Source organism: Sunxiuqinia sp., from assembly GCF_055140945.1.
Genome location: NZ_JBSQYS010000037.1, coordinates 17,828 through 39,059, shown reverse-complemented (window position 1 = coordinate 39,059; position 21,232 = coordinate 17,828). Strand labels below are relative to the sequence as shown.

17 protein-coding genes are annotated in these 21,232 nt (G+C 41.6%); 11 read left to right on the top strand and 6 right to left on the bottom strand.

Translation table 11 applies throughout. The features are described from left to right. The first annotated feature begins 6 nt into the window (after positions 1–6). From ACTB00_RS15620 to ACTB00_RS15600, 5 genes are all read left to right on the top strand, one after another. Positions 7–1,707 carry a glycoside hydrolase family 28 protein gene (locus ACTB00_RS15620; protein WP_463300852.1) on the top strand — a complete coding sequence of 567 codons (1,701 nt, stop codon included), beginning with the start codon at positions 7–9 and terminating at the stop codon, positions 1,705–1,707. 17 nt (positions 1,708–1,724) lie between these two features. After that, positions 1,725–3,122, top strand: coding sequence for a pectate lyase family protein (locus tag ACTB00_RS15615; protein WP_463300851.1), 1,398 nt, complete (start codon positions 1,725–1,727; stop codon positions 3,120–3,122). A 113-nt stretch (positions 3,123–3,235) separates the two neighbouring features. Next, on the top strand, positions 3,236–3,979 hold the full coding sequence (locus ACTB00_RS15610; protein ID WP_463300850.1) for a rhamnogalacturonan acetylesterase: 744 nt from the start codon (positions 3,236–3,238) through the stop codon (positions 3,977–3,979). A 268-nt stretch (positions 3,980–4,247) separates the two neighbouring features. Continuing rightward, positions 4,248–6,728, top strand: a complete 2,481-nt coding sequence (locus tag ACTB00_RS15605) for a glycoside hydrolase family 95 protein (RefSeq protein ID WP_463300849.1) — start codon at positions 4,248–4,250, stop codon at positions 6,726–6,728. Positions 6,729–7,039: 311 nt separating this feature from the next. After that, positions 7,040–7,582, top strand: a complete 543-nt coding sequence (locus tag ACTB00_RS15600; RefSeq protein ID WP_463300848.1) for a DUF4251 domain-containing protein — start codon at positions 7,040–7,042, stop codon at positions 7,580–7,582. Between the two features lie 129 nt (positions 7,583–7,711). Here the strand turns inward: ACTB00_RS15600 and ACTB00_RS15595 are convergent, their stop codons facing one another. Genes ACTB00_RS15595 through ACTB00_RS15575 form a run of 5 tightly spaced genes read right to left on the bottom strand, consistent with a single transcriptional unit; the run spans position 7,712 to position 12,549 of the window. After that, positions 7,712–9,145, bottom strand: coding sequence for a nucleoside recognition domain-containing protein (locus tag ACTB00_RS15595; protein ID WP_463300847.1), 1,434 nt, complete (start codon positions 9,143–9,145; stop codon positions 7,712–7,714). A 10-nt stretch (positions 9,146–9,155) separates the two neighbouring features. After that, positions 9,156–9,959, bottom strand: a complete 804-nt coding sequence (locus ACTB00_RS15590) for a FeoB small GTPase domain-containing protein (protein WP_463300846.1) — start codon at positions 9,957–9,959, stop codon at positions 9,156–9,158. A 51-nt stretch (positions 9,960–10,010) separates the two neighbouring features. Continuing rightward, positions 10,011–11,069 (bottom strand): metal-dependent transcriptional regulator, encoded by a 1,059-nt coding sequence (locus tag ACTB00_RS15585; RefSeq protein ID WP_463300845.1) that lies wholly within the window; start codon positions 11,067–11,069, stop codon positions 10,011–10,013. Positions 11,070–11,103: 34 nt separating this feature from the next. Continuing rightward, on the bottom strand, positions 11,104–11,871 hold the full coding sequence (locus ACTB00_RS15580) for a transporter (protein WP_463300844.1): 768 nt from the start codon (positions 11,869–11,871) through the stop codon (positions 11,104–11,106). 6 nt (positions 11,872–11,877) lie between these two features. Beyond that, complete coding sequence (locus tag ACTB00_RS15575; RefSeq protein WP_463300843.1) at positions 11,878–12,549, bottom strand: metal-dependent transcriptional regulator; 672 nt, start codon at positions 12,547–12,549, stop codon at positions 11,878–11,880. Between the two features lie 338 nt (positions 12,550–12,887). Here ACTB00_RS15575 and ACTB00_RS15570 point away from each other — a divergent pair, with 338 nt between their 5' ends. The 3 genes from ACTB00_RS15570 (at position 12,888) to ACTB00_RS15560 (ending at position 16,899) form a co-directional block, all read left to right on the top strand. After that, positions 12,888–13,520 (top strand): YqaA family protein, encoded by a 633-nt coding sequence (locus tag ACTB00_RS15570; protein ID WP_463300842.1) that lies wholly within the window; start codon positions 12,888–12,890, stop codon positions 13,518–13,520. A gap of 142 nt (positions 13,521–13,662) precedes the next feature. Continuing rightward, on the top strand, positions 13,663–15,129 hold the full coding sequence (locus ACTB00_RS15565) for a pectate lyase family protein (protein WP_463300841.1): 1,467 nt from the start codon (positions 13,663–13,665) through the stop codon (positions 15,127–15,129). Between the two features lie 309 nt (positions 15,130–15,438). Next, positions 15,439–16,899: a sensor histidine kinase gene (locus ACTB00_RS15560; RefSeq protein ID WP_463300840.1), complete on the top strand. Its 1,461-nt coding sequence runs from the start codon at positions 15,439–15,441 to the stop codon at positions 16,897–16,899. Positions 16,900–17,032: 133 nt separating this feature from the next. On the opposite strand, the gene ACTB00_RS15555 is transcribed toward ACTB00_RS15560, so the two are convergent. Continuing rightward, the gene (locus ACTB00_RS15555; protein WP_463300839.1) at positions 17,033–17,419 is read right to left on the bottom strand and encodes a hypothetical protein; all 387 of its coding nucleotides are present in this window, start codon (positions 17,417–17,419) and stop codon (positions 17,033–17,035) included. A 113-nt stretch (positions 17,420–17,532) separates the two neighbouring features. Between ACTB00_RS15555 and ACTB00_RS15550 the strand changes: the two genes are divergently transcribed. The 3 genes from ACTB00_RS15550 to uvrB are packed head-to-tail and all read left to right on the top strand — an operon-like array spanning position 17,533 to position 21,214. Further along, positions 17,533–18,141 (top strand): HAD family hydrolase, encoded by a 609-nt coding sequence (locus tag ACTB00_RS15550; RefSeq protein WP_463300838.1) that lies wholly within the window; start codon positions 17,533–17,535, stop codon positions 18,139–18,141. Positions 18,142–18,145: 4 nt separating this feature from the next. Beyond that, complete coding sequence (locus tag ACTB00_RS15545) at positions 18,146–19,147, top strand: endonuclease/exonuclease/phosphatase family protein (protein WP_463300837.1); 1,002 nt, start codon at positions 18,146–18,148, stop codon at positions 19,145–19,147. Between the two features lie 48 nt (positions 19,148–19,195). Further along, complete coding sequence (gene uvrB, locus ACTB00_RS15540) at positions 19,196–21,214, top strand: excinuclease ABC subunit UvrB (protein WP_463300836.1); 2,019 nt, start codon at positions 19,196–19,198, stop codon at positions 21,212–21,214. Positions 21,215–21,232: the final 18 nt, after the last annotated feature.

Sequence of the window (21,232 nt, the reverse complement as noted above, 5' to 3'; positions counted from 1 at the left end):
AATAGAATGAAAAAGCTAGCTAGATTTTTTACAACGCATTTATACCTGTTGTTATTTGTCGCTGTCGCTTGTACAGCACAGCAACCTAAAGTCGAAAAATCAATTGATATTTATGAGGGAGTTGAATTTGAAATGCCAACGGTCATTGAACCAAGTTTCCCAGATTATTCAGCATCGATTACAGAATATGGTGCAGTTGGTGATGGCCAAGTATTAAATACCAAAGCATTCGCTGATGCGATTGACGAAGTTGCTGAAAAAGGTGGCGGAATAGTATCTGTTCCTCGCGGAATTTGGCTGACCGGACCAGTCGTATTAAAGAGTAACATCAATCTTCATTTGGAAGATGGTGCGTTGATTATTTTCAGCACGAATAAAGATCTTTATCCGTTGGTTGAAACCAGTTTTGAAGGACTGAATACCGTACGTTGTCAGTCTCCGATTTCAGGGAATGATCTGGAGAATATTGCTATTACAGGAACTGGTGTGATTGATGGTTCAGGCGATGCCTGGCGTCCTGTTAAGCGGTCGAAATTGACAGATAAACAATGGAACGAGTTTGTCAAGTCAGGTGGCGTTGTCGATAAAGACGGACGCATCTGGTATCCTTCTCAGCAATATCTTGACGCAGTTGAGATGGCCGATATGAATGTGGTTCAGAAATATGATAACATTGAGGATTACAATAAGATTAAAGATTTTATGCGTCCGGTGATGGTGAGCCTGGTAAATTGTAACAAGGTATTGCTTGACGGACCTGTTTTTCAAAACTCTCCGGCCTGGAATATTCACCCGCTAATGTGCGAGAACTTGACGGTCCGCAATATTGATGTCCGCAACCCATGGTACTCGCAAAACGGTGATGGTATAGATGTTGAGTCATGCAAAAACACGGTGTTGTACGACTCTTCTTTTGATGTGGGCGATGACGCAATTTGCATCAAATCAGGAAAAGATGAAGATGGACGTGAACGTGGAATTGCCAATGAAAATATGGTGGTTAAGAATTGCATTGTTTATCATGGACATGGTGGTGTAACTGTTGGAAGCGAGATGTCCGGAGGCGTAAAAAACCTGCACGTTTCAGGATGTACTTTTATGGGGACTGATGTTGGTTTGCGTTTTAAAAGTACCCGTGGGCGCGGCGGTGTTGTTGAAGGAATCTATATTTCAGATGTCGATATGATTGATATTCCGACCAATGCGATTTCGTTCAACTTATATTATGGAGGCAAATCGGTTTCTGAAATGTTGGCAGACAAGGATAATGAAAAAATAGAGGAAGTTATCCCTCCGGTAACGGAAGAAACTCCTCAGTTTAAAGATATCACGATAAAAAATATTCGATGCAAAGGTGCTCATCAGGCGATTTATTTACAGGGTCTTCCTGAAATGAATCTGGAGAATGTTTTGTTGGAAAACCTAACGATGGAAGCAGAAAATGGCTTGCTATGCATGGATGCAAAAGGCATTACGGTGAAAAATCTTCACTTAAAGACAAAGGTGCAACCTGCTCTTAATTTTTATAATGTGAAAGATGTGAGAATTTCAGGGCTTGAAATTCCGAAAGCTGATCAACCCATGATTTCAGTGAGTGGAGCAAAGACCGAGAATGTGGAAATTAAGATAGTGTCGGATATAAATGTCGATGAAGTATTGGTTCTCGATAAGGAAGTGAATAGTAGTGAGGTGAAGGTTAGTAAGTAATTTCAAGACGTTGAATTATGCAAAAACTAATTCTAATCATTCTGTTTTTTCCATTTTTTGTGCAGGCACAGCAGTTGGCATTTCCCGGAGCTGAAGGCTTTGGGCGCTATACAAAAGGTGGACGCGGTGGCGATGTTTATATCGTAGACAAGCTGACTGATAATCCTGATAGTCCTCAAGAAGGCTCACTGCGTTGGGCACTTGAGTTGGATGGCAGGCGAACCATCGTTTTTGCTGTTTCCGGAACAATTGCACTCAACGCTCCTTTAAAAGTTAGCCACGGACATGTGACCATCGCCGGACAAACAGCGCCGGGAGATGGAATCTGCGTGAAAAATTATGCTTTTTCGGTTAGTTCAAGCGATGTGATTATTCGTCATCTGCGTTTTCGATGTGGCGACGAAACATTACAAAGTAGTGCACAGGATGCCATGAATGGTAAGCGCAAGGAGGATATCATTATCGATCATTGCTCCTTAAGTTGGTCGATTGATGAGACAATGTCTTTTTACGACAACAAGAGCTTAACGGTTCAGTGGTGTATTGTAAGTGAGAGCTTGTATGATTCGGGACACAAAAAAGGCAAGCACGGTTATGGTGGAATTTGGGGTGGAACAGGAGCCTCATTTCATCATAATTTAATTGCCAGTCACACCAGCCGACTGCCACGTTTTAATGGTGCCCGGTTTGATACTACTCCTGAAACCGAATATACTGATTTCAGAAATAATGTGATTTTCAACTGGGGCTTTCAAAATGTTTACGGTGGCGAAGAGGGCAACTACAACATGGTGAATAACTATTATAAGGCAGGTCCGGCTACAAAAAGAAATGGCGAGCTACCACATCGTATCCTAAGTTTAACGCATGAGTACATCAAAAATAAAGGCAAAGAAAATGCAGATACTTTGGGAGCTGGCAAGTTTTATATTGAGGGAAATTATGTAGAAGGTTTTCCTGAGGTTACCGCCGATAATTGGACCAAGGGAGTTCAAAAAGCTAGTGATGAAGTTATCCACGAAGCCCGATTAGAAGAACCCGTGCCGTTTGCACCTGTTAGTACGCAGGATGCTGAAGAGGCGTACCGGTTGGTATTGAAATACGCAGGAGCAACGAAACCCGAAAGAGACCCGATTGATCAACGAATCGTTTGGGAAACAGAAACCGGCGTTTGTAAATTTGGTGATAGCTGGGGAGCAAACTCCGGAATTATTGATTCGCAAAAATCAGTTGGAGGCTGGCCTGAATTAAAATCAAAGCCGGCACCAACGGATACCGATCGGGATGGCATGCCTGATGAATGGGAAGTAAAAAATAAACTTGATCCTAAAAATGCGTCCGATAGAAATGGTGATCGCGATGGTGATGGATACACCAATTTGGAGGAATATTTAAATGAATTGGCTGAATGCTAAAATCAAATTTCAACAAAAGATACTGAAAACGAGTAGGTAAAAATTTGCACATGTAGACGATTGGTAACAACTGGTTTATATTGATGTGCGTAAAATAAAATGATTAAAAACGGATGAAGAATACCATTTTAATAGTTGTGCTTGCATTGGTTCTGTCGGCATGCAGCACAAAAGAAAAAAGCATTGATGTTTTTATGGTTGGCGATTCAACCATGGCAAATAAAAAGGCCGAAGTTTATCCTGAAACAGGGTGGGGACAAGTTGTAAGCCAGTATTTTGATTCTTTAGTTACGGTTCATAATCACGCGGTGAACGGACGCAGTACCAAAAGTTTTATAGACGAAGGTCGGTGGCAAGTTATTTTGGATAGCTTGAAGAAAGGTGATTTCGTTCTGATTCAATTTGGGCACAACGACCAAAAAATTAAGGACAGCACACGATACACCATTCCTTTTGAAAGCTACTCAGAAAATTTGGAAAAGTATGTGTTGGAAACTCGTGAGAAAGGTGCGACTCCAATTTTACTAACCTCTATTATTCGCCGTAAGTTTGACGAAAATGGACAGTTGATAGATACGCATGGCGATTATCCTGTAGCAATGAGGCAGGTAGCAGAGACGCTTAATGTTCCTTTAATTGACTTGCAAAAGCTAACGGAAGACTTGGTTCAGTCGATGGGCGATGAGCCTTCGAAAGAGCTTTATTTGTGGACCGAACCTACTGAGAGATTTCCGGAAGGTAGAGAAGATAATACGCATCTTCGAGTTCAAGGTGCAAAGAAAGTAGCCGAATTAGCGACACGACAACTTGCAGAGTTGCCCAATGACTTGGCAGAACACGTTGTTGTGATCGATTAATTTTGTACAAAACAGTATTGATTATTTTTTATGCAAAAGAGATCCTCTCAAAACTATTTTATGAGAAGATCTCTTTTTTTTGAAGTATTGGATCGATCAATATCAGAAGCATTGTGGGAGATTTATAAACCTGATGACTGCATTCATTTAGGCTAATTGTGTCACATTTCAATTGGTGAGATATCGAATGCAGGGTTAATTTTAAGGAACAATCTCTAGCAAGTTTTAATTTATACTCCTTTCGAAAAACCAGAAACTAAAATATCAAATGATGAAAAGCACAGCTAAACTATTATTATTACTAATTACGATCAGTTTATCCTGCACCAAAGCGGAGAAGCCGGAAACGAATTTATTAAAGCTCTGGTACAATCAACCAGCCCAGGCATGGGAAGAAGCTTTACCCGTCGGTAATGGTCGATTGGGAGCGATGATTTATGGTACTCCATCCATTGAGCATTTGCAATTGAATGAAGAAACTGTATGGGCCGGAGAGCCTGGAAATAACCTTCCCAAAAACTTCATCGACGTTTTGTCCGGTGTTAGAAAGCTGTTGTTTGAAAAAAAATACAAAGAGGCTGAATCGCTATTAATGACCCGTTTCCCGCGTCATGCCCCGGAAGACAACAACTACGGAATGCCATACCAAACCGTTGGAGATTTGTATGTTGAATTTCCGGGACACGAAAATGTAACCAATTATTACCGGGACCTGGATATTGCCAATGCCATCAGTTCTGTAAGTTACACTGTGGATGGCGTCTCCTACCTACGAGAATTCCTCTCAACCCCGGTTGATCAAGTGATAGCAATGCATATGACAGCCAGTCAAAAAGAGAAGATTACTTTTACCCTTAAAACAACTACACCACATACTTCTTATAAGGTTATAACACAAGACAGCACATTGATTTTATCAGGGAAAGGAGAAACGGTAGAGAATAAAAAAGGCAAAGTGGAGTTTGATGCTCGTTTTTATCCGGTACTTGAAGGAGGAACACTCACTCAAACCGATTCAACCCTTACTGTTGAGAATGCCAATTCAGCCACTGTTTACATTTCTATTGGGACTAATTTTAAGACCTACAAAGACCTGAGTGGTAACGCGGAGGAAGTCGCAAAAAGCTACCTGTCAAAAGCCGCTGCTAAAACCTACGATGCCATCAAAGGAGCGCACGTGGAGAATTACCGTCAGTATTTTGATCGTGTTCAGCTGGATCTCGGTGTCACTGATTCAATTAACAACCCAACAGACCAGCGGATTCGTGACTTTGCAAATGCCGACGATCCTCAGTTGGTTTCGCTATATTTCCAGTTTGGGCGCTATCTGTTGATTTCATCTTCGTATCCGGGGACGCAGCCAGCTAACTTGCAGGGAATTTGGAACTACCAACTTTCACCGCCGTGGGATAGTAAATACACTGTAAATATTAATACAGAAATGAATTACTGGCCCGCAGAGGTGACAAACCTTTCAGAGATGCACCATCCGTTGTTTTCGATGTTGAAGGATTTGTCCGAAACAGGTAAAGAATCAGCTCGGCAAATGTATAATGCCCGAGGATGGATGTTGCACCACAATACCGATATTTGGCGTATTAACGGGCCAATTGATGGGGCTTTTTATGGCATGTGGCTCATGGGGGGTGCCTGGTTGAGCCAGCACGTATGGCAACATTACTTGTTTACCGGAGATCAAGAGTTCTTAGCGGAGTACTACCCGGTTTTGAAAGGCATTGCGACTTATTACGTGGATGTATTACGACCTGAGCCAACACACGATTGGTTAGTTGTTGTGCCGTCTATGTCACCAGAGAACAGGCATTCTGAAGGGACTTCATTGGCAGCTGGAAATACAATGGATAACCAGTTGGTTTTTGATGTTTTTTCAAACCTGATTGATGCTGCTGAGGTTCTGGGAGAGGATAAAGCTTTTGCTGATACTGTAGAAAGTATGAAAGATCGTTTACCGCCGATGCAAATTGGGCAACATTCCCAGTTGCAGGAATGGATGTTTGACTGGGATCGAACTGATGACCATCATCGTCATGTTTCGCATTTGTATGGATTATTTCCCAGTGACCAGGTTTCTCCGTACAGTTCTCCGGAATTATTTCAAGCTGCAAAAAAATCACTGGAATATCGAGGCGACAAATCTACAGGTTGGTCTATGGGGTGGAAAGTGAACCTTTGGGCTCGGTTATTGAATGGCAACCGAGCCTATAAACTCATTGCCGATCAATTAACTCCATCACCGCTCGATAAAATTGGTGAAAAAGGTGGAACTTATCCTAACTTGTTTGATGCACACCCACCATTTCAAATTGATGGTAACTTCGGATGTACTTCCGGTATTGCCGAAATGTTGATCCAAAGTCATGATGGAGCTATACAAGTATTACCCGCATTGCCATCAAACTGGCTCAACGGAGAGGTCAAAGGGCTAAAAGCCCGGGGAGGATTTACTGTTGATATGAAATGGAAAGATGGCAAGGTTGATTTGTTAACAATTTACTCAGACCTGGGAGGTAACTGCCGATTAAGAGTGGCTACTGAATTGACTGGCGATGTGGAGTTGAAGCCAGTTGAAGAAGATACTCCTAATATTAATCCATTTTATCAAAAGGCTGGGATCAAAAAGCCGTTAGTTAGCGAAAAGGCGGACATCAAACCACTGGAGCTTCCAAAATCATTGCTATTTGATATACACACTGAGGAAGGCGGTACTTATCATTTTTCAGCTAAATAATAGAAATTAGCTAGCTTGTAGGTAGTTGAATTTGAAAAGCCAGCCATTCTTTTCATCCCCGTGGTTACTTTTTTACTTTTCGATTCTGAAATTTGTAATATTCAAAATTGGGAGCAGATACGGATGATATTCTAATAACGGTAATGGAGTTATTCTAAATGATATTTGTTACGGAGAGCCACTCGGCAATCAGACTATTTCTCATGTTTGTTAATTCTTGCTAAAGAGTGCTAAAGAATGTTTTACGATGCACTTCTGGAATAGATCTTGCTATTTGATCAGTAGAAAAAAGAAAAACAGGAGGAAAAATAATGAAAAAGATAGCTTTATTGATCATGTGCGTTGTTGTATCGAGTACCATTTTTGCACAAAAAAATGACAAGGACTCGGTTCTGTCCAAAAAAGAGATACGGCAGATCGAGATGGAGAAACAATATGAATTAACAAAGTATATGTTGGAGAATAAAAGCTTTGTGCTGGAGGCCGATTTTTTACAGGATAAGTATGGAAATCGAGTCTTTGCGAGTTCCAACATCAACTTCGTATCAGTTGACTCAGCAACAACAGTCATTCAGGTTGGCTCGAACTCCCGCATTGGGCCGAATGGTGTTGGTGGAGTAACAGCTAAAGGTACCATTACAAAATATGAGCTTAAGGAGAATGAGCGAAAGAGAACTTTTAGTTTGGCTTTAAATGTGATGACTCCACTAGGAATTTACGACTTGCGGTTTTCAATCAGTCCGTCAGGAAACACAAGGGCAACCTTAACAGGTTTAAGGCGGGGGCAGCTAACCTTTGAAGGTGACTTGGTTCCGTTGGAAGAATCACGTGTTTATGAAGGACAATCGCTATAGGGTTAAGAACAGAAAGGGCATTCGAAAGAATGTCCTTTTTATTCTTATAAATACTTGATATATGGGACTGAAAAAAGAAATGCAACTCGATTTGGCGAGCTGCATTTCTTTTTTCAGGTGTTAAATTCCTTATCCGACTACAAATAGCATCCATATTTGTGTGGTGAAAAAGCAAATAACCAGTCCCATAACAATGGGTAGAAAAGTTGAAACAAGTGTCCATTTCCAACTTTTGGTTTCTTTAAAAATTGTATAAATGGTTGTTGAGCACGGATTATGCAGCAAGCTGAAAAGCATCAGGTTTACGGCCGTAAGCAAAGTCCAGCCTCCCGCGTGCAATATGTTGGCAGTGTCGCCCACCGAGTCGAGCTCGAACATAACTCCATCACCGGCTCCTCCGGTTAGTTTTGTGCTTAATACGGTTAGCATCAATATTGTTGGAATAACTATTTCGTTGGCTGGAATAGCAATGATATAGGCCAGTAAAATAACTCCATTCAACCCAAATATAATGGCAAAAGGATCGGACCACTGAATAAAGTGTTCGGCCAGACTGAGTTCACCGATATGAATATTGGCTACCAGCCAAATAACAATTCCGGCAGGAATTGCAAAAATGATCGCACGCCAAAGTACGAATATGGTTCGGTCGATCAGCGAGGTATAAAGTGTTTGCCATATTCTAGGCGGTCGATAGGGAGGAAGCTCCAGACTAAAAGCGGATGCTTCACCACGCAATACAGATTTGCTCAATCCCCAGGAAACAACCAAACTCAGGAATATTCCAAAAACCGCTATGCCCACAACTGCTCCGGCGGAAACGACTCCGGCAAGCTGTGCTGGAACAAGTCCTCCGATAAAGATTGAGGCAATTAATATTTGCGTGGGCCAGCGACCATTACACAGCGAAAAATTGTTGGTGATAATGGCTACCAATCGTTCGCGCGGACTATCGATTACGCGGGTGGCAATCACTCCGGCGGCGTTACATCCAAATCCCATACTCATCGATAGTGCTTGCTTACCATGTGCTCCGGCTTTGCGGAACAGGTTGTCCATATTGAAGGCCACTCGTGGCAGATAACCAAGATCTTCGAGCAAGGTAAATAGTGGAAAAAAGATCGCCATTGGGGGCAGCATTACTGCGATGACCCAGGTCATTGACAGGTAAGCACCATCAATTAGAACACCATCAAGCCACCAGGGCATGTTAATTGATGCCGCTGCACTCTTTAATATTGGGTGTATGTAGTCGACTAATAGCGATGCAAGAAGACCGGATGGATAGTTGGCTCCAGCTACAGTTAGCCAGAAAACGGTGGCAAGCATCAAAAACATCAGTGGAAAACCGAGCCATCTGCTTGTGACAATTTTATCAATTTTAAGATCGGTGCTATAGGCTTCTTTTTCGCCTTTTTGTGTTACTGTTTTTCGGGCAATCTGCGAGGCATTGGCGTAAATCGATTCAATTACAGTATCATGAAAGTTTAGCCCCAATTCCCATCGGGCTGAGTTGGCCTCATTTAATATATCTTCTCTTTCTTTATTGGATGTATTTTGCATGTTATTGTTTTTAGGATTGAACCACTGATTCGTTTATGTTGATACTTCCCAGTTCGCCGCTGCGAATAGCCTCAATGATGCTGTTATCGCCTTCGAGCAGGCGTAGCGCTACCCAATTCGTGTTCGGAAGATTGGGGTATTGCCTGGCAAGTTTCTCGGCAAGAGTTGAAATGGCATGTTGCAATTTGGGTGACCGGTTCTTGATTTTGTGAGGTTTACAAACGTACTTGCCGGTCGCTACTTCTTCAATAGCTGCTAAAAGTTCCTGCATACCTTGTTTTCGTCTGGCCGCAGTGGGAATCACCGGAATTCCCAATTCTTTGGATAAGGCTCTTGTGTCAATTTCAATACGATTTCGTTTGGCTTCATCCATTAGGTTGAGGCACAAAACAGCACGGTCGGTTATTTCTAGTATTTGCAGTGCCAGGTTCAGGTTGCGTTCCAATCTTGTGGCATCCACTACAATGACGGTCACATCTGGCTGACCAAACAAGATGAAATTTCGTGCTACTTCCTCGTCAGTACTGGTTGAAAGCAGTGAGTAAGTTCCCGGAAGATCGATTACTTTATAGCGCTTTTCATTATAACTGAATCCTCCTTCGGCTCGTGTAACTGTTTTCCCCGGCCAGTTGCCGGTATGTTGACGAAGGCCGGTCAGGTTATTAAAAACCGTACTTTTCCCCGTGTTTGGGTTTCCGGCCATGGTGATTACGTAGTCCACATCATCCAGATTCAGTCCTAGCTTTACCAGGTTGGCAGCATTGTGGACGGAACAATTGTTGCAGTTGTTCGTATTTTGTATAATTGACTTCATGTGTTTCTAGTTTAAAATTCTCAAAAGGTATTGAATGGAACTCGTTTCTAATCACTGTTTCATGCTCGTCTCTTTTTGGCGGTCGATAAAGATTAATTCGGCTTCTTTCTGTCGTATTCCGATGGTGGTTCCCATTACCCTGTAGCCAACCGGGTCGCCGGAGGCGCTTCTTATTTCGGGTGAAATCAGACTTCCGGGAACAATCCCCAGGTCCATCAGCCTTCGTCGTTGTTGTCCCCGACAATTTGGTGAGATTGCTGCTACCTTGGCTTTTTCACCAACAGCAAGCTCTGAAAGCAATTCGTATTTCTGTGTTAATGGCACTTTCCCTGAAAGCAGCTCTACCGTGATGTGTGCTGCAAAAAGCGGGGTTAGGATACATTCGTCACCATCAGCAGCAAAGGTGATCTTCTTTTCGTTAACGTCGGTTACATATACTTGCATGCCGGGATATAGTCCGAGCACCACCAATTGTTCGTAAATATTTCTGGGCTCATCTTCGATATGAATAATGCGCCCAATGTTGCCTTCTTTTAATTGGCTCAGGGACTTTCCTTTATGATCGGGTAGGTTTCCCTCTGCGGTCGGAATCGGATCACCATGAGGATCAAATACCGGGTGTCCCATTTGGGCTGCCAGTTTTTCGGTATCTTCCGGTGTTACCTGATGCTCAATTTTATCGGCATGGTTATGCCAGTCGGCTTGCGAAACACTGGTTTCGTCCGCCAGGTATCTTTCCCAAATACGATGCACCCGAATTACACGAAGGGAGTAGGAGCGGCCAGTATCAGTCAATGTTATATTTTGATGATTGATAGCGATCAGTCCCATGGAAAGCAGGCGTTCGAGCAATTTACTGGTTTGGTCTCCGGTAATGTTCAAGTTGCCGGCAATTCCGTTCATGTCGCATGTGCTGTTTCTGTATTCACAATCGAACAGGTACTTCAATGCATCTTCCAGATGAACCCGCTGGTTGTTCATGTTTACTTTCGAAAGAAGAGCGATTAAACCCTTTTCGGGCCAAAAGATCCAGAAGAGGATTCCGGTGATCACGACCCCGGATAAAATCATGGTTCCGGGCTGGATCTGTAATATTGATAGGATATTCATTTCGTAAACGTATTATAGTTTCATTTTATCGCTATTATTGAGGTAGTCGGAAGCTTAGACCAGCTCCGACAAAGCTGTCGGCAGCATTCTCTGAAAGTCCGATTCCTCCCGAAATATCAACTTGGAGATTTGGCAGCAGCAAATAGGTAACTCCGGCATCCAGGAGGTGTTCTTCTTTATCGTTCGCACCCAGCAAGCCGAAGCTTTCAGCAAAGACTCCAATTTTGTCAGAAATACCGATGCCCAGGGCAATGGAGTAGAAATAGCCGGGTGTTGGCGTTTCTCCATCCCATTCAGCTCCCAAGTTATAGCCCAGCGAAATGCGGTCCGAAAGCGTGTGCGAAATGGATAGACGCATATTGGCCGCCGGCTCCGAGGGTTTGTATTCTTCATTGGCTGTAAAAGGCAAAGTCAGTGCACCTAAGATAGCGATGGCAGGCATTCCTTTTTGCTCATCACTAATTTTTACTTTGAAGCCGGTGTATAGTGGTCCAAATCCAGAAATTGAGTTTGAGGAGATCTCTGTTTTATCCCCAAGGTACTCCAAGCCTAAACGCAACTCGAAATTTGGCAGAATACCATAACGCAACAAGGTTGAATTATAAGCGTATGAGGTATGCTGTACCTGATTAGTTTTGTCATTGAATACAACAAAGCCGGTCTCTATTTGTAGCGCGTTTAACGGAACAACTTCAGCTGATTCTGTTTGATCAGGCCTATCGGTAATCAATTCTGGAATATTTTCCTGGGCTTTAGCACCCGCTGCAATTAGAATTAGGAGGAAAAGTAATCGTACGTTCATTTATTTCTATTTTAATTTTTTGACATAAATTGTATTTGCAAGCTCCATCGTCAGCAGAAGCTTTGTATCGCTTAATTCTATTTCAGTCATCTTGTTTTTCTTATAATGTTTCTTCACACAAAGTTTCGAGCCAATTTTGAGCTGATTCGAGTGGCAGAAATCAAAATATTCTTTGTCAGAACCTGATAAGCGTGCTATTTCATATTCACATCCGGTTTCAGCCAACGACAGAATGACGTTATTTTCGTTTGTTGGAATGATACCTTGCTTTGTGGGGATTGGGTCGCCGTGCGGATCAGTCAACGGATTTCCCAGAAATAAGTCAATTTTATCAGTTAGAAAATCAGAAGTCAGGTGCTCCAGTAATTCGGCTTCGCGATGTATTTCGTGCATACTTAGCTCAAATACCTGATGAAGGAAGGTCTCCCAAAGCCGATGTTTCCGAAGAACACTCAAAGCCAACTTTTTCCCGGCGGGCGTTAGCTTTAGTTCTTTGTATTTCTCGTAATTAATAAGCTTTTTACGAGCGAGTTTTTGGGCCATGTCTGTTGCCCCGGCATTGGTAATTCCCAATTCTTTAGCAATTGAACCGGGCTTGGTGTCTAGATCTACTCCTTGCTCATATTTGTATATGGCTTTAATAAAATTCTCTGTTGAAGTTGAAATGTTGTGGCTCATTCTAAAACAAATATTTAAGTATGCTTAAAAAAACAAACAAGCATATTGAAATAAGGTTTTTAGAAGTGCTTGTTTTTTTGATCTTTTTTTGAGCGTACAATGGATGCCAAACTTGCTTCGTGGAAATTGGGGTTACGAATAATTCGTTTTAAAAAGCAAAAATCGACAAATTAGATTATTTTTGTGGGGATTATTTTTAACTGACCCCATTTTCCCAAAACTTATTTGCTGTTTATTGGTTTAAAGTTATTCTTAATAGTTAATCAGTTTTTAACCGTTGTCCGCTGATGAGTTCCTGCAGGATTAGATTCGGTCCGAATTTATATATCAATTCAAACATGAAGTTAAACAACAGAAAGATCAATCCAAATCAGGTAACCGTGAAGCGGTTAGTATTGTTAAATCGCTATTACCGGATTTCCCGATTTTATGAATTTATACGCAATACCTCGGTAAAGGGAGGAGTTATTATTGCCGCTTTTGTATTGCTGATCGTTGGTTTGGATTATTTTGTGCTAGACTTTGATGCGTTGCTGAACCAGCTGGTGGAAACCTATTCGGCAGGGAAAGTATTTCTGGTTTTTTTCCTTTCTGAAACGTTTTTGGGCTTGCTGCCTCCCGAAATTTTTATTGCCTGGGCTTCAAAGGCTGCGTCACCGTGGCTCTTTCTGTTTGTGTTATCGTTCCTGTCATACTTAGGCGGTGTTTTATCGTATTTTGCAGGAAATCGTTTGTTTCTGATTCCAACTGTTAAGGATTATATTGAAATAAAGATTAAAAGCCATATTGTCAATTTGCGCAAGTGGGGAGCTTTGTTCATCGTCATTGGAGCGCTTTTGCCCTTGCCGCATTCGATCGTTAGTGTGGCGTGCGGATTAATTAAATTTAATTTCCGCAGTTACCTGCTATGGGCACTGTTTCGTTTTGGGCGTTTTGCAATTTACGCGTTCATTATTTTCCAAATTTTTTAGCTACTCGAGGTTGTTTTGGTGTAGAAGGATACGTTGACTAGAAAGAGAGCTCTCTTTTACAGATATTGAATATTTTCAAGGGCTAAACAGATAACAATGAATCGATATTCAAATTGGTGAACTAGCGATTGCCCTGACAAATATGTTTAGTAATTTAGCAAAACTAATTTTAGAACGGATTGTCATGAAATTTCACCCAATTAAGTTATTTGTTTTCTTGTGTGCATGTCTTTTATCAGTAGAAAGTCAAGCTCAAACTCCCGATTTCAGAATGGTTGGTTTTGCCACGCTGGATGGAGGAACTACAGGAGGAGCGGCCGGACAGACTGTTACTCCGGAAACATTTGTAGAGCTGAAGCAGTACGTTGAAGATCCATCAACACCGTATATTATTCGGATTGAAAAGGAGTTTAATACCGGTGTTCAAACGTGGGTGGATGCAGACGGGAGCATTGTTACCAACGAAGCTGCCGGAGCTATAGAAACTACCTTCGGCGCGATCTTCAAAGTTGGATCAAACAAAACCCTTCTTGGTGTCGGAGACCAAGGCTTTTTAAATCGAATTGGACTTGTTATTCAATGCCAGTCTAACATTATCATCCGAAATATCAAATTTACCATGAAAAATGTTCCTGCTACCCGCGATGGGGAATATAAGATTTTAGATACGGATGGGACAACCACAATTGGCGATCCGGATTGTATTGGTATACAAGCCGATGCTGAGAGTGTTCCGGAAGCCGAACGCATCAGCCAGCATATTTGGATTGACCATTGTGAATTTTACAACGAAAACATCGATAATAAAGACCGCTACGATGGTTTGGTCGACAATAAAAACAATGTGCAGAATCTCACCATTTCCTGGTGCTATTTTCACGATCATTCTAAAGCATTACTTTCGGGTAAAGGCAGCAGTGACGATTATAACCGAACCATTACATTTCACCACAACTATTTCTATCAGGTCTTTGGTTCGCGTTTGCCTCTTCTAAGATTTGGGCAACACCACTATTTCAACAATTTTATGGAGAATTGTGAAGGTGATGGTTTAAATCTCCGCATCAACACAAACTGTTACATTGAACGCAACTACTTTAAGGATTCGAAGAAGCCGGTATTTGGGAAGCTTTCAGAAAATGGTCAGGGGAAATTGATCGACAATATCTTTAAAAATTGTAGTCGACTACCTGATGGAGTTACGAATGTTGATGGAGCAAAATCGGAGCCTTTGAGTAGCTCCGAGGAGTTTGTGCGGGAATGCAACTTTACTCCGTCGGACTTATACTCTTATGATGATGTATTGACGGCTACTGAAGATGTTCCTGAGGTAGTAAAAGCATACAGCGGAGTTGGTGTTATTTCGGGCGATGCCACTGCGATTAATACGACTCAAAAATTAGATCAAGCGGTTTGGGTTAGTGATCATGAACTTGTAATTCGGGCAGTACCAAACACCACTGCAGTGGTCTACGATCTGAGCGGAAGAACCGTTTATCAGGCTATGTTGACAGATGAGATTAGCCACATTCAATTAAATAAAAAAGGAATATATGTGGTGAGGTTAATCCTGAATAGTCAAGCAACCAATTATAAAGTAGCTTTTTAGGTGAAAAGGTTGAAGGGTGTAAAATCTCGATAGTCTGTTTCCTTTTTGCTGCCATATTCTGTGTTTGTACAAAAAAATTGCATACCAATCAGGTAGGTTACTTTTTTTTGAATTGATTCGGAAGCAAAGTAATGAGACCAGAGTTGAAAATTAGCTCTTTTGTAACACAATATTTGATCAACTAAAAGAGGTGTCCTTAAATTTTGAATCGTTACTTTTAGCCAGAAGTAAATTCTCCAAAACTTAATCTTTGATTTGTGGTTAATTAAGCTGTTTTGTGAGTTGTAGCCTAATCAATAAAAACGATTTATGTGGGAAGTGGTCTATAAGGTTTTAACAGTTGTTACTTCTGGTATTAGTCTCTTGATGGGACTCTATATGTTGTTGCTTTATCGAAGTACATTTGGGGTGAGAGGCATTCGGTATTGGGCTACGGGAAGTCTGATAATTGGGGGGGGATTGCTTTTTAAGCTTGTGCCACCTTTCGGTAGTTTTTGGACAATTGTTATTCCAACAATTTTTACTGCAACTGGGCTTTATCTTTATTTAGCAGGTATATGGCTGTTTAAAGGAAAGAAAATCAAGACCTGGGTTGTAGTTGGATTTCCGGCAATACACCTCATTCAGTCCATCGTGTTTTATCAGTTCATTCCATCACACTCCATTCGTTCAATTGTATATGCAACCATACTCATGATCTATTGTATGATAGCTATTTATGAGATGTTAGTGTTAAATGATGAGCAAAATCATCTCCGAAATCTATTTCGGATCAATGCAGTAGCGTTTTTTATTTTTTTGATCATATTGGTTCTCAGTATTGCATCAATGTTAACTACACCAAATTTTGATCCTACTAATATTGACGAATTTGCATTAATCCGTGTGGCAATTTCCGGCTTTTTGATGACTGTTTTGACTTTTGGGTTTATGTCAGCAGTTAATATTCAACTGCAAATGCAGCTTGAAAGGCAACTGGTCTCCAAAAACAAATTCCTTAAAATAATTGCTCACGATTTGCGTGGTTCGGTCGGGACGATGAGCAGCTTTCTGAACCTGCTGAACAATGCACCGGATATTCTTGAGAAGGAAAGAAATCATTACCTAGCCGAATTGGAAAAGCTGAGTGAATCTACTTTTCATCTGCTCCAAAATTTATTGGAATGGTCGTCAGGTTCGAATAATACGTTTCAAGGGGATTTAGAGCCAATTAAACTGACTCGTTTGGTTGAGGAGCATATTGATCATTTTGTGAGTTTGGCCAGATTTAAATCGATTGATGTAGATTATGACCAGAGGCCAACAGCACCAATCAATGGAGATAGAAAGATGCTTGAAACCGTTGTTCGAAATTTGTTTTCAAATGCCTTGAAATATACTCCAGAATATGGTCGAATTGAAATTAAAACGGAAAATTGGAACGATAAGGTTCGGCTGCTGATTAAGGACAGTGGAGTGGGTATCCCGCCAGATAAGCTGAAGGAGATCTTCACTTTTGAGAAAAGCAATTCATCGCTTGGAACTAATGGAGAAGTTGGATCGGGTTTTGGTTTGGTTGTATGTCACGATTTCGTTAAGAAGAACAGGGGCTTCATTAAAATAAATAGTCAATTGAATGCTGGAACGGAAGTTATTTTGGAGTTTCCTACGATAGGTTCCAATGGCAAAGGGATCGACGAGGGCGCTGAGAAATTGAACTGTAAAAAGAAATGGCTTACTCCCGAATTCTCGCAAAATGTAGGTGGTAAGAAAACCAGCATTAGGAGTTAACTGATGTTTGATAAACGAATTTTTTTGGAGCTAATAGAAGCGTTAAAAGCTACATCTTTGTAAAACCAAGATAGAAAATGCATGTTCTAATTCGGGTTGATAGCTAAGACACAATAAGTTAAATTGTGAAGAGTCAAATTCGTTGCAACTCATAAACCATAAAAAATAAAGCCAAGCCGCCACCAACCAAAAACAAATTTGGAAATCTTGCCCAGCTGGATTTTTTCAATCCTAACACGAAACCCACAATGGCAATTATGCCGGCAATAACCAGCCCTGAAAAATAAGTTAAGGCTTTAGCTTCAACAGGTGGCTCTTGTCCGTTAGCTATTTCGGGAACCGTAATTTGATCACCCAAAATAACCCACAATGCAAACAGAGCTAACACAACAAATGTACCTTGACCCAATTGCTGAAATAGTTGCTTCTTTTTAGTCCACGAGTAAATGATCAAGCCAATACCTAAAAATAAAATCCATTGTGAGGTAGAGGTCAGCGTAAGGAATGCTTGTCGATCCATTATTTTAAATTTGGTCAAAAGTGTTCATTTTTTAGTAAAGAAAAAAATGAACTTGATTTATTCTATTTGGTTACATTTGTTAGCTTATAAACAGAAAAAATTAGTTGAATACAATGACAAAGAAATTTACAGTACCCACAAACATAAAAGGTCTGATTTTTGATTTGGACGGCACAATTGCTGACACGATGCCCATTCATTATATTGCCTGGAAAAATGCAGCCGCCCGTTATGGCATTGATTTTACCACCGAATTGTTCGAGCAATTGGCAGGTATTCCATTGTATGGAACGGTAAAAAAATTGAATGAGCTTTTCAATAAGAATATTGATTCAAAAGAAATGGGCGATTCTAAAGAAAAGGAATACGAAGATAATATGGACAAGGCACAGCCTGTAGAGCCGGTTGTCGACCTTATTCGAGAATATTACGGCAAGATGCCAATGGCTGTTGGAACCGGTGGTGGACGAGAAATCTCAAAAAAGGCCATGCGTATTGTTGGGGTTGACAAATATATTGAACACTTGGTTTCGGCCGATGATGTGATGAAGCATAAACCACATCCGGAGACTTTTTTGAAATGTGCTGAGCTGATTGGTGTTGATCCAAAGGACTGCCTGGTTTTTGAAGATGGTGTATTGGGAATTGAAGCAGCGAAGGCAGGCGGCATGCAAGTGATTGACGTTAGAGATTATTATCAGGTAACCATCGGACAAGAATAAGGCTATGAGATCAAAAATTATCTTTTTATCATTGTTGGTTGTTTTTCTGGTTTCCTGCCAAAGGGATCCGTTAAAAAAGAAAGCAACAATTGTTTTTTACAATCTTGAAAACCTCTTCGATACGATTGACGATCCGGCTATTGATGATGAAGAGTTTTTACCGGAAGCTGACAGACATTGGAACACGGAACGCTACGAGAAAAAGCTACAGGATATTGCTCAGGTTATAGCAGCCATAAACACAGAAGAACTTCCGGAATTGATTGGCGTTTGTGAAATTGAGAACCAAACTGTGTTAAATGATTTGGTTGAAGAGGAACCGTTGGCAGGTGGAAATTACCAGATTGTACATATCGACAGTCCTGATAAACGCGGAATAGATGTTGGCTTACTTTACCGAAAAGGAGAATTTAAAGTGTTGGACAAAGAAGCCATTCTGGTCGATCCGGGTTTTGAGACTCGTGATATTCTTCATGTGTTTGGCAAGCTGGGGAAAGACAAAGTGCATGTGTTTGTCAATCATTGGCCATCGCGTTGGGGTGGAATGGAAAAATCGCAACCGAACCGGATTGTTGCGGCTCAAACCTTAAAAAACAAGGTGAATGATATTTTAAAAGATAATGCGAAGGCAAAAATTATCATCATCGGCGATATGAATGACGAACCGGATAATAAAAGTTTAGCTGAAATTTTAGATGCCCAAACGCCCGACTCTAAAGCCGATCTCTATAATTTGATGATTCCGCTGGACGAACAAAACCTGGGTAGTTATAACTATCGTGGAGATTGGAATATGATTGACAATATCGTGGTTTCCGCTTCCGTTTTGCACGGCAACGGATTTGTTGCCAACGATCAACTCGGGCAGGTTTTTCACCAGCCGTGGATGGAGTATCACAACAACTCGGGACAAATGTCGCCCAACAGAACTTATGGCGGGCCCAATTACTATGGCGGAATCTCCGACCACTTTCCGGTGTTCTTGCAACTAAATTGGGATAAATAGTAAAACAGGAATTATTGTCCTGGATTAAGAAAATCGAGAAGCAGCTAAATGGATCTTAAAGTAGTTTCACCATATCAACCAACGGGAGACCAGCCCGGAGCAATCCGCCAGCTTTCTGAAGGGATCCGGCAAGGGGAGCGAAATCAGACTTTGCTGGGGGTAACGGGGTCTGGAAAAACGTTTACAATGGCAAAAGTAATTGAGGAGGTGCAACGCCCAACCTTAATTTTGAGTCACAATAAAACCCTGGCCGCTCAGCTTTACAGCGAGATGAAAGCCTTCTTCCCGGAAAATGCGGTGGAGTACTTTGTGTCGTATTACGATTATTACCAGCCCGAAGCTTATTTGCCCACCACCGATACTTATATTGAAAAGGATCTTTCGATTAATGCCGATATTGAAAAACTACGACTGAGCACAACTTCGGCACTTCTTTCCGGAAGGCGCGATGTAGTGGTGGTTTCATCGGTTTCGTGTTTGTACGGTATTGGAAATCCGGAGGATTTTCATGCCAATGTTACAAGTGTTAGCGTGGGCGAAACCTTGAGCCGGAATCAGTTTTTACACAAATTGGTCGATGCACTTTATTCGCGAAATGAGGTTGACTTTACGCGCGGTAACTTCAGGGTGAAAGGTGACACGATCGATATTTTTTTAGCTTATGACGATAAAGCTGTTCGGGTTGTTTTTTGGGGCGACGAAATTGAAGAGATTTACAGTTTTGATCCGGTTGAGGGCACGACTATCGAGTCGATGGAAACGGCAATTATTTATCCGGCCAACATATTTGTAACTACCAAAGAGCGTATGAAATCGGCCATTCATCAAATTCAGGATGACCTGGTGAAGCATGTCGATTTTTTCAAGGAAATTGGCAAACCACTCGAAGCCAAGCGTATTTTGGAGCGGGTGGAATACGACATGGAAATGATGCGTGAATTGGGCTATTGTCCCGGAGTTGAAAACTACTCTCGCTATTTTGATGGGCGTGATCCCGGTACCCGGCCCTTCTGCTTGTTGGATTATTTCCCGGATGATTTTTTGACCATTTTGGATGAAAGCCATGTTACCATTCCTCAAATTCGGGCGATGTATGGTGGCGACCATTCCCGAAAAATAAACCTGGTCGATTATGGTTTCCGGCTTCCGGCAGCGATCGATAACCGACCATTGAAATTTGAGGAGTTTGAAGATCTGGTGAATCAAACTATGTACGTTAGTGCAACACCTGCAGATTATGAATTGGAAAAATCGGAGGGGGTAATTGTTGAGCAAATTATTCGGCCAACCGGACTGCTCGACCCTGTTATTGAAGTGCGTCCTTCGGGCAACCAGATTGATGATCTGATTCACGAGATCCATCTCCGGATTAAAAAGAATGAGCGGATTTTGGTGACAACGCTTACCAAACGAATGTCGGAAGAGTTGAGTAAGTATCTGGTGAATATGGGGATTAAAACTCGTTATATTCACTCGGATATTGACACGATGGAGCGCATCGAAATTATGGAGGAACTACGCAAAGGCGGTTTTGATGTGCTGGTCGGAATTAACCTGCTGCGTGAAGGATTAGATTTGCCCGAAGTTTCGCTGGTTGCCATTATCGATGCCGATAAGGAAGGCTTTTTACGCTCCGAGCGATCATTGACACAAACAGCAGGACGTGCGGCGCGAAACCTCAATGGGATGGTGATTATGTATGCTGATAAGATTACCCAATCGATGCAAAAAACGATTGACTCCACGAATTATCGTCGCGAAAAGCAGCTGAAGTACAACGAAGAAAATGGCATTACACCTACGGCTATCGTAAAACCAACGCGTGAAATTATTGGTTACGCGTATCGCGATGACAAGCAGAAAGCATATTCCGGAGGAGCTGGTCATCCCGACATCGCGGCTGATCCGGTTGTTCAATACATGAGCATTGATGGTTTGGAAAAAGCCATTGCGAAAACGAAAAAGGAAATGCAAAAAGCTTCCAAAGAGCTCGACTTTATTGAGGCTGCCCGCTTGCGTGATGAAATGTACCGTTTGCAGGAAATTGTTCTGCAAAAGAGAACGTAGTCGGGATTTACAGCATAT

Bases quoted from the DNA above. Each gene is read 5' to 3' on its own strand.
- ACTB00_RS15620 (WP_463300852.1), top strand. From the start codon at position 7: ATGAAAAAGCTAGCTAGATTTTTTACAACGCATTTATACCTGTTGTTA.
- ACTB00_RS15615 (WP_463300851.1), top strand. From the start codon at position 1,725: ATGCAAAAACTAATTCTAATCATTCTGTTTTTTCCATTTTTTGTGCAG.
- ACTB00_RS15610 (WP_463300850.1), top strand. From the start codon at position 3,236: ATGAAGAATACCATTTTAATAGTTGTGCTTGCATTGGTTCTGTCGGCA.
- ACTB00_RS15605 (WP_463300849.1), top strand. From the start codon at position 4,248: ATGATGAAAAGCACAGCTAAACTATTATTATTACTAATTACGATCAGT.
- ACTB00_RS15600 (WP_463300848.1), top strand. From the start codon at position 7,040: ATGAAAAAGATAGCTTTATTGATCATGTGCGTTGTTGTATCGAGTACC.
- ACTB00_RS15595 (WP_463300847.1), bottom strand. From the start codon at position 9,145: ATGCAAAATACATCCAATAAAGAAAGAGAAGATATATTAAATGAGGCC.
- ACTB00_RS15590 (WP_463300846.1), bottom strand. From the start codon at position 9,959: ATGAAGTCAATTATACAAAATACGAACAACTGCAACAATTGTTCCGTC.
- ACTB00_RS15585 (WP_463300845.1), bottom strand. From the start codon at position 11,069: ATGAATATCCTATCAATATTACAGATCCAGCCCGGAACCATGATTTTA.
- ACTB00_RS15580 (WP_463300844.1), bottom strand. From the start codon at position 11,871: ATGAACGTACGATTACTTTTCCTCCTAATTCTAATTGCAGCGGGTGCT.
- ACTB00_RS15575 (WP_463300843.1), bottom strand. From the start codon at position 12,549: ATGAGCCACAACATTTCAACTTCAACAGAGAATTTTATTAAAGCCATA.
- ACTB00_RS15570 (WP_463300842.1), top strand. From the start codon at position 12,888: ATGAAGTTAAACAACAGAAAGATCAATCCAAATCAGGTAACCGTGAAG.
- ACTB00_RS15565 (WP_463300841.1), top strand. From the start codon at position 13,663: ATGTTTAGTAATTTAGCAAAACTAATTTTAGAACGGATTGTCATGAAA.
- ACTB00_RS15560 (WP_463300840.1), top strand. From the start codon at position 15,439: ATGTGGGAAGTGGTCTATAAGGTTTTAACAGTTGTTACTTCTGGTATT.
- ACTB00_RS15555 (WP_463300839.1), bottom strand. From the start codon at position 17,419: ATGGATCGACAAGCATTCCTTACGCTGACCTCTACCTCACAATGGATT.
- ACTB00_RS15550 (WP_463300838.1), top strand. From the start codon at position 17,533: ATGACAAAGAAATTTACAGTACCCACAAACATAAAAGGTCTGATTTTT.
- ACTB00_RS15545 (WP_463300837.1), top strand. From the start codon at position 18,146: ATGAGATCAAAAATTATCTTTTTATCATTGTTGGTTGTTTTTCTGGTT.
- uvrB (WP_463300836.1), top strand. From the start codon at position 19,196: ATGGATCTTAAAGTAGTTTCACCATATCAACCAACGGGAGACCAGCCC.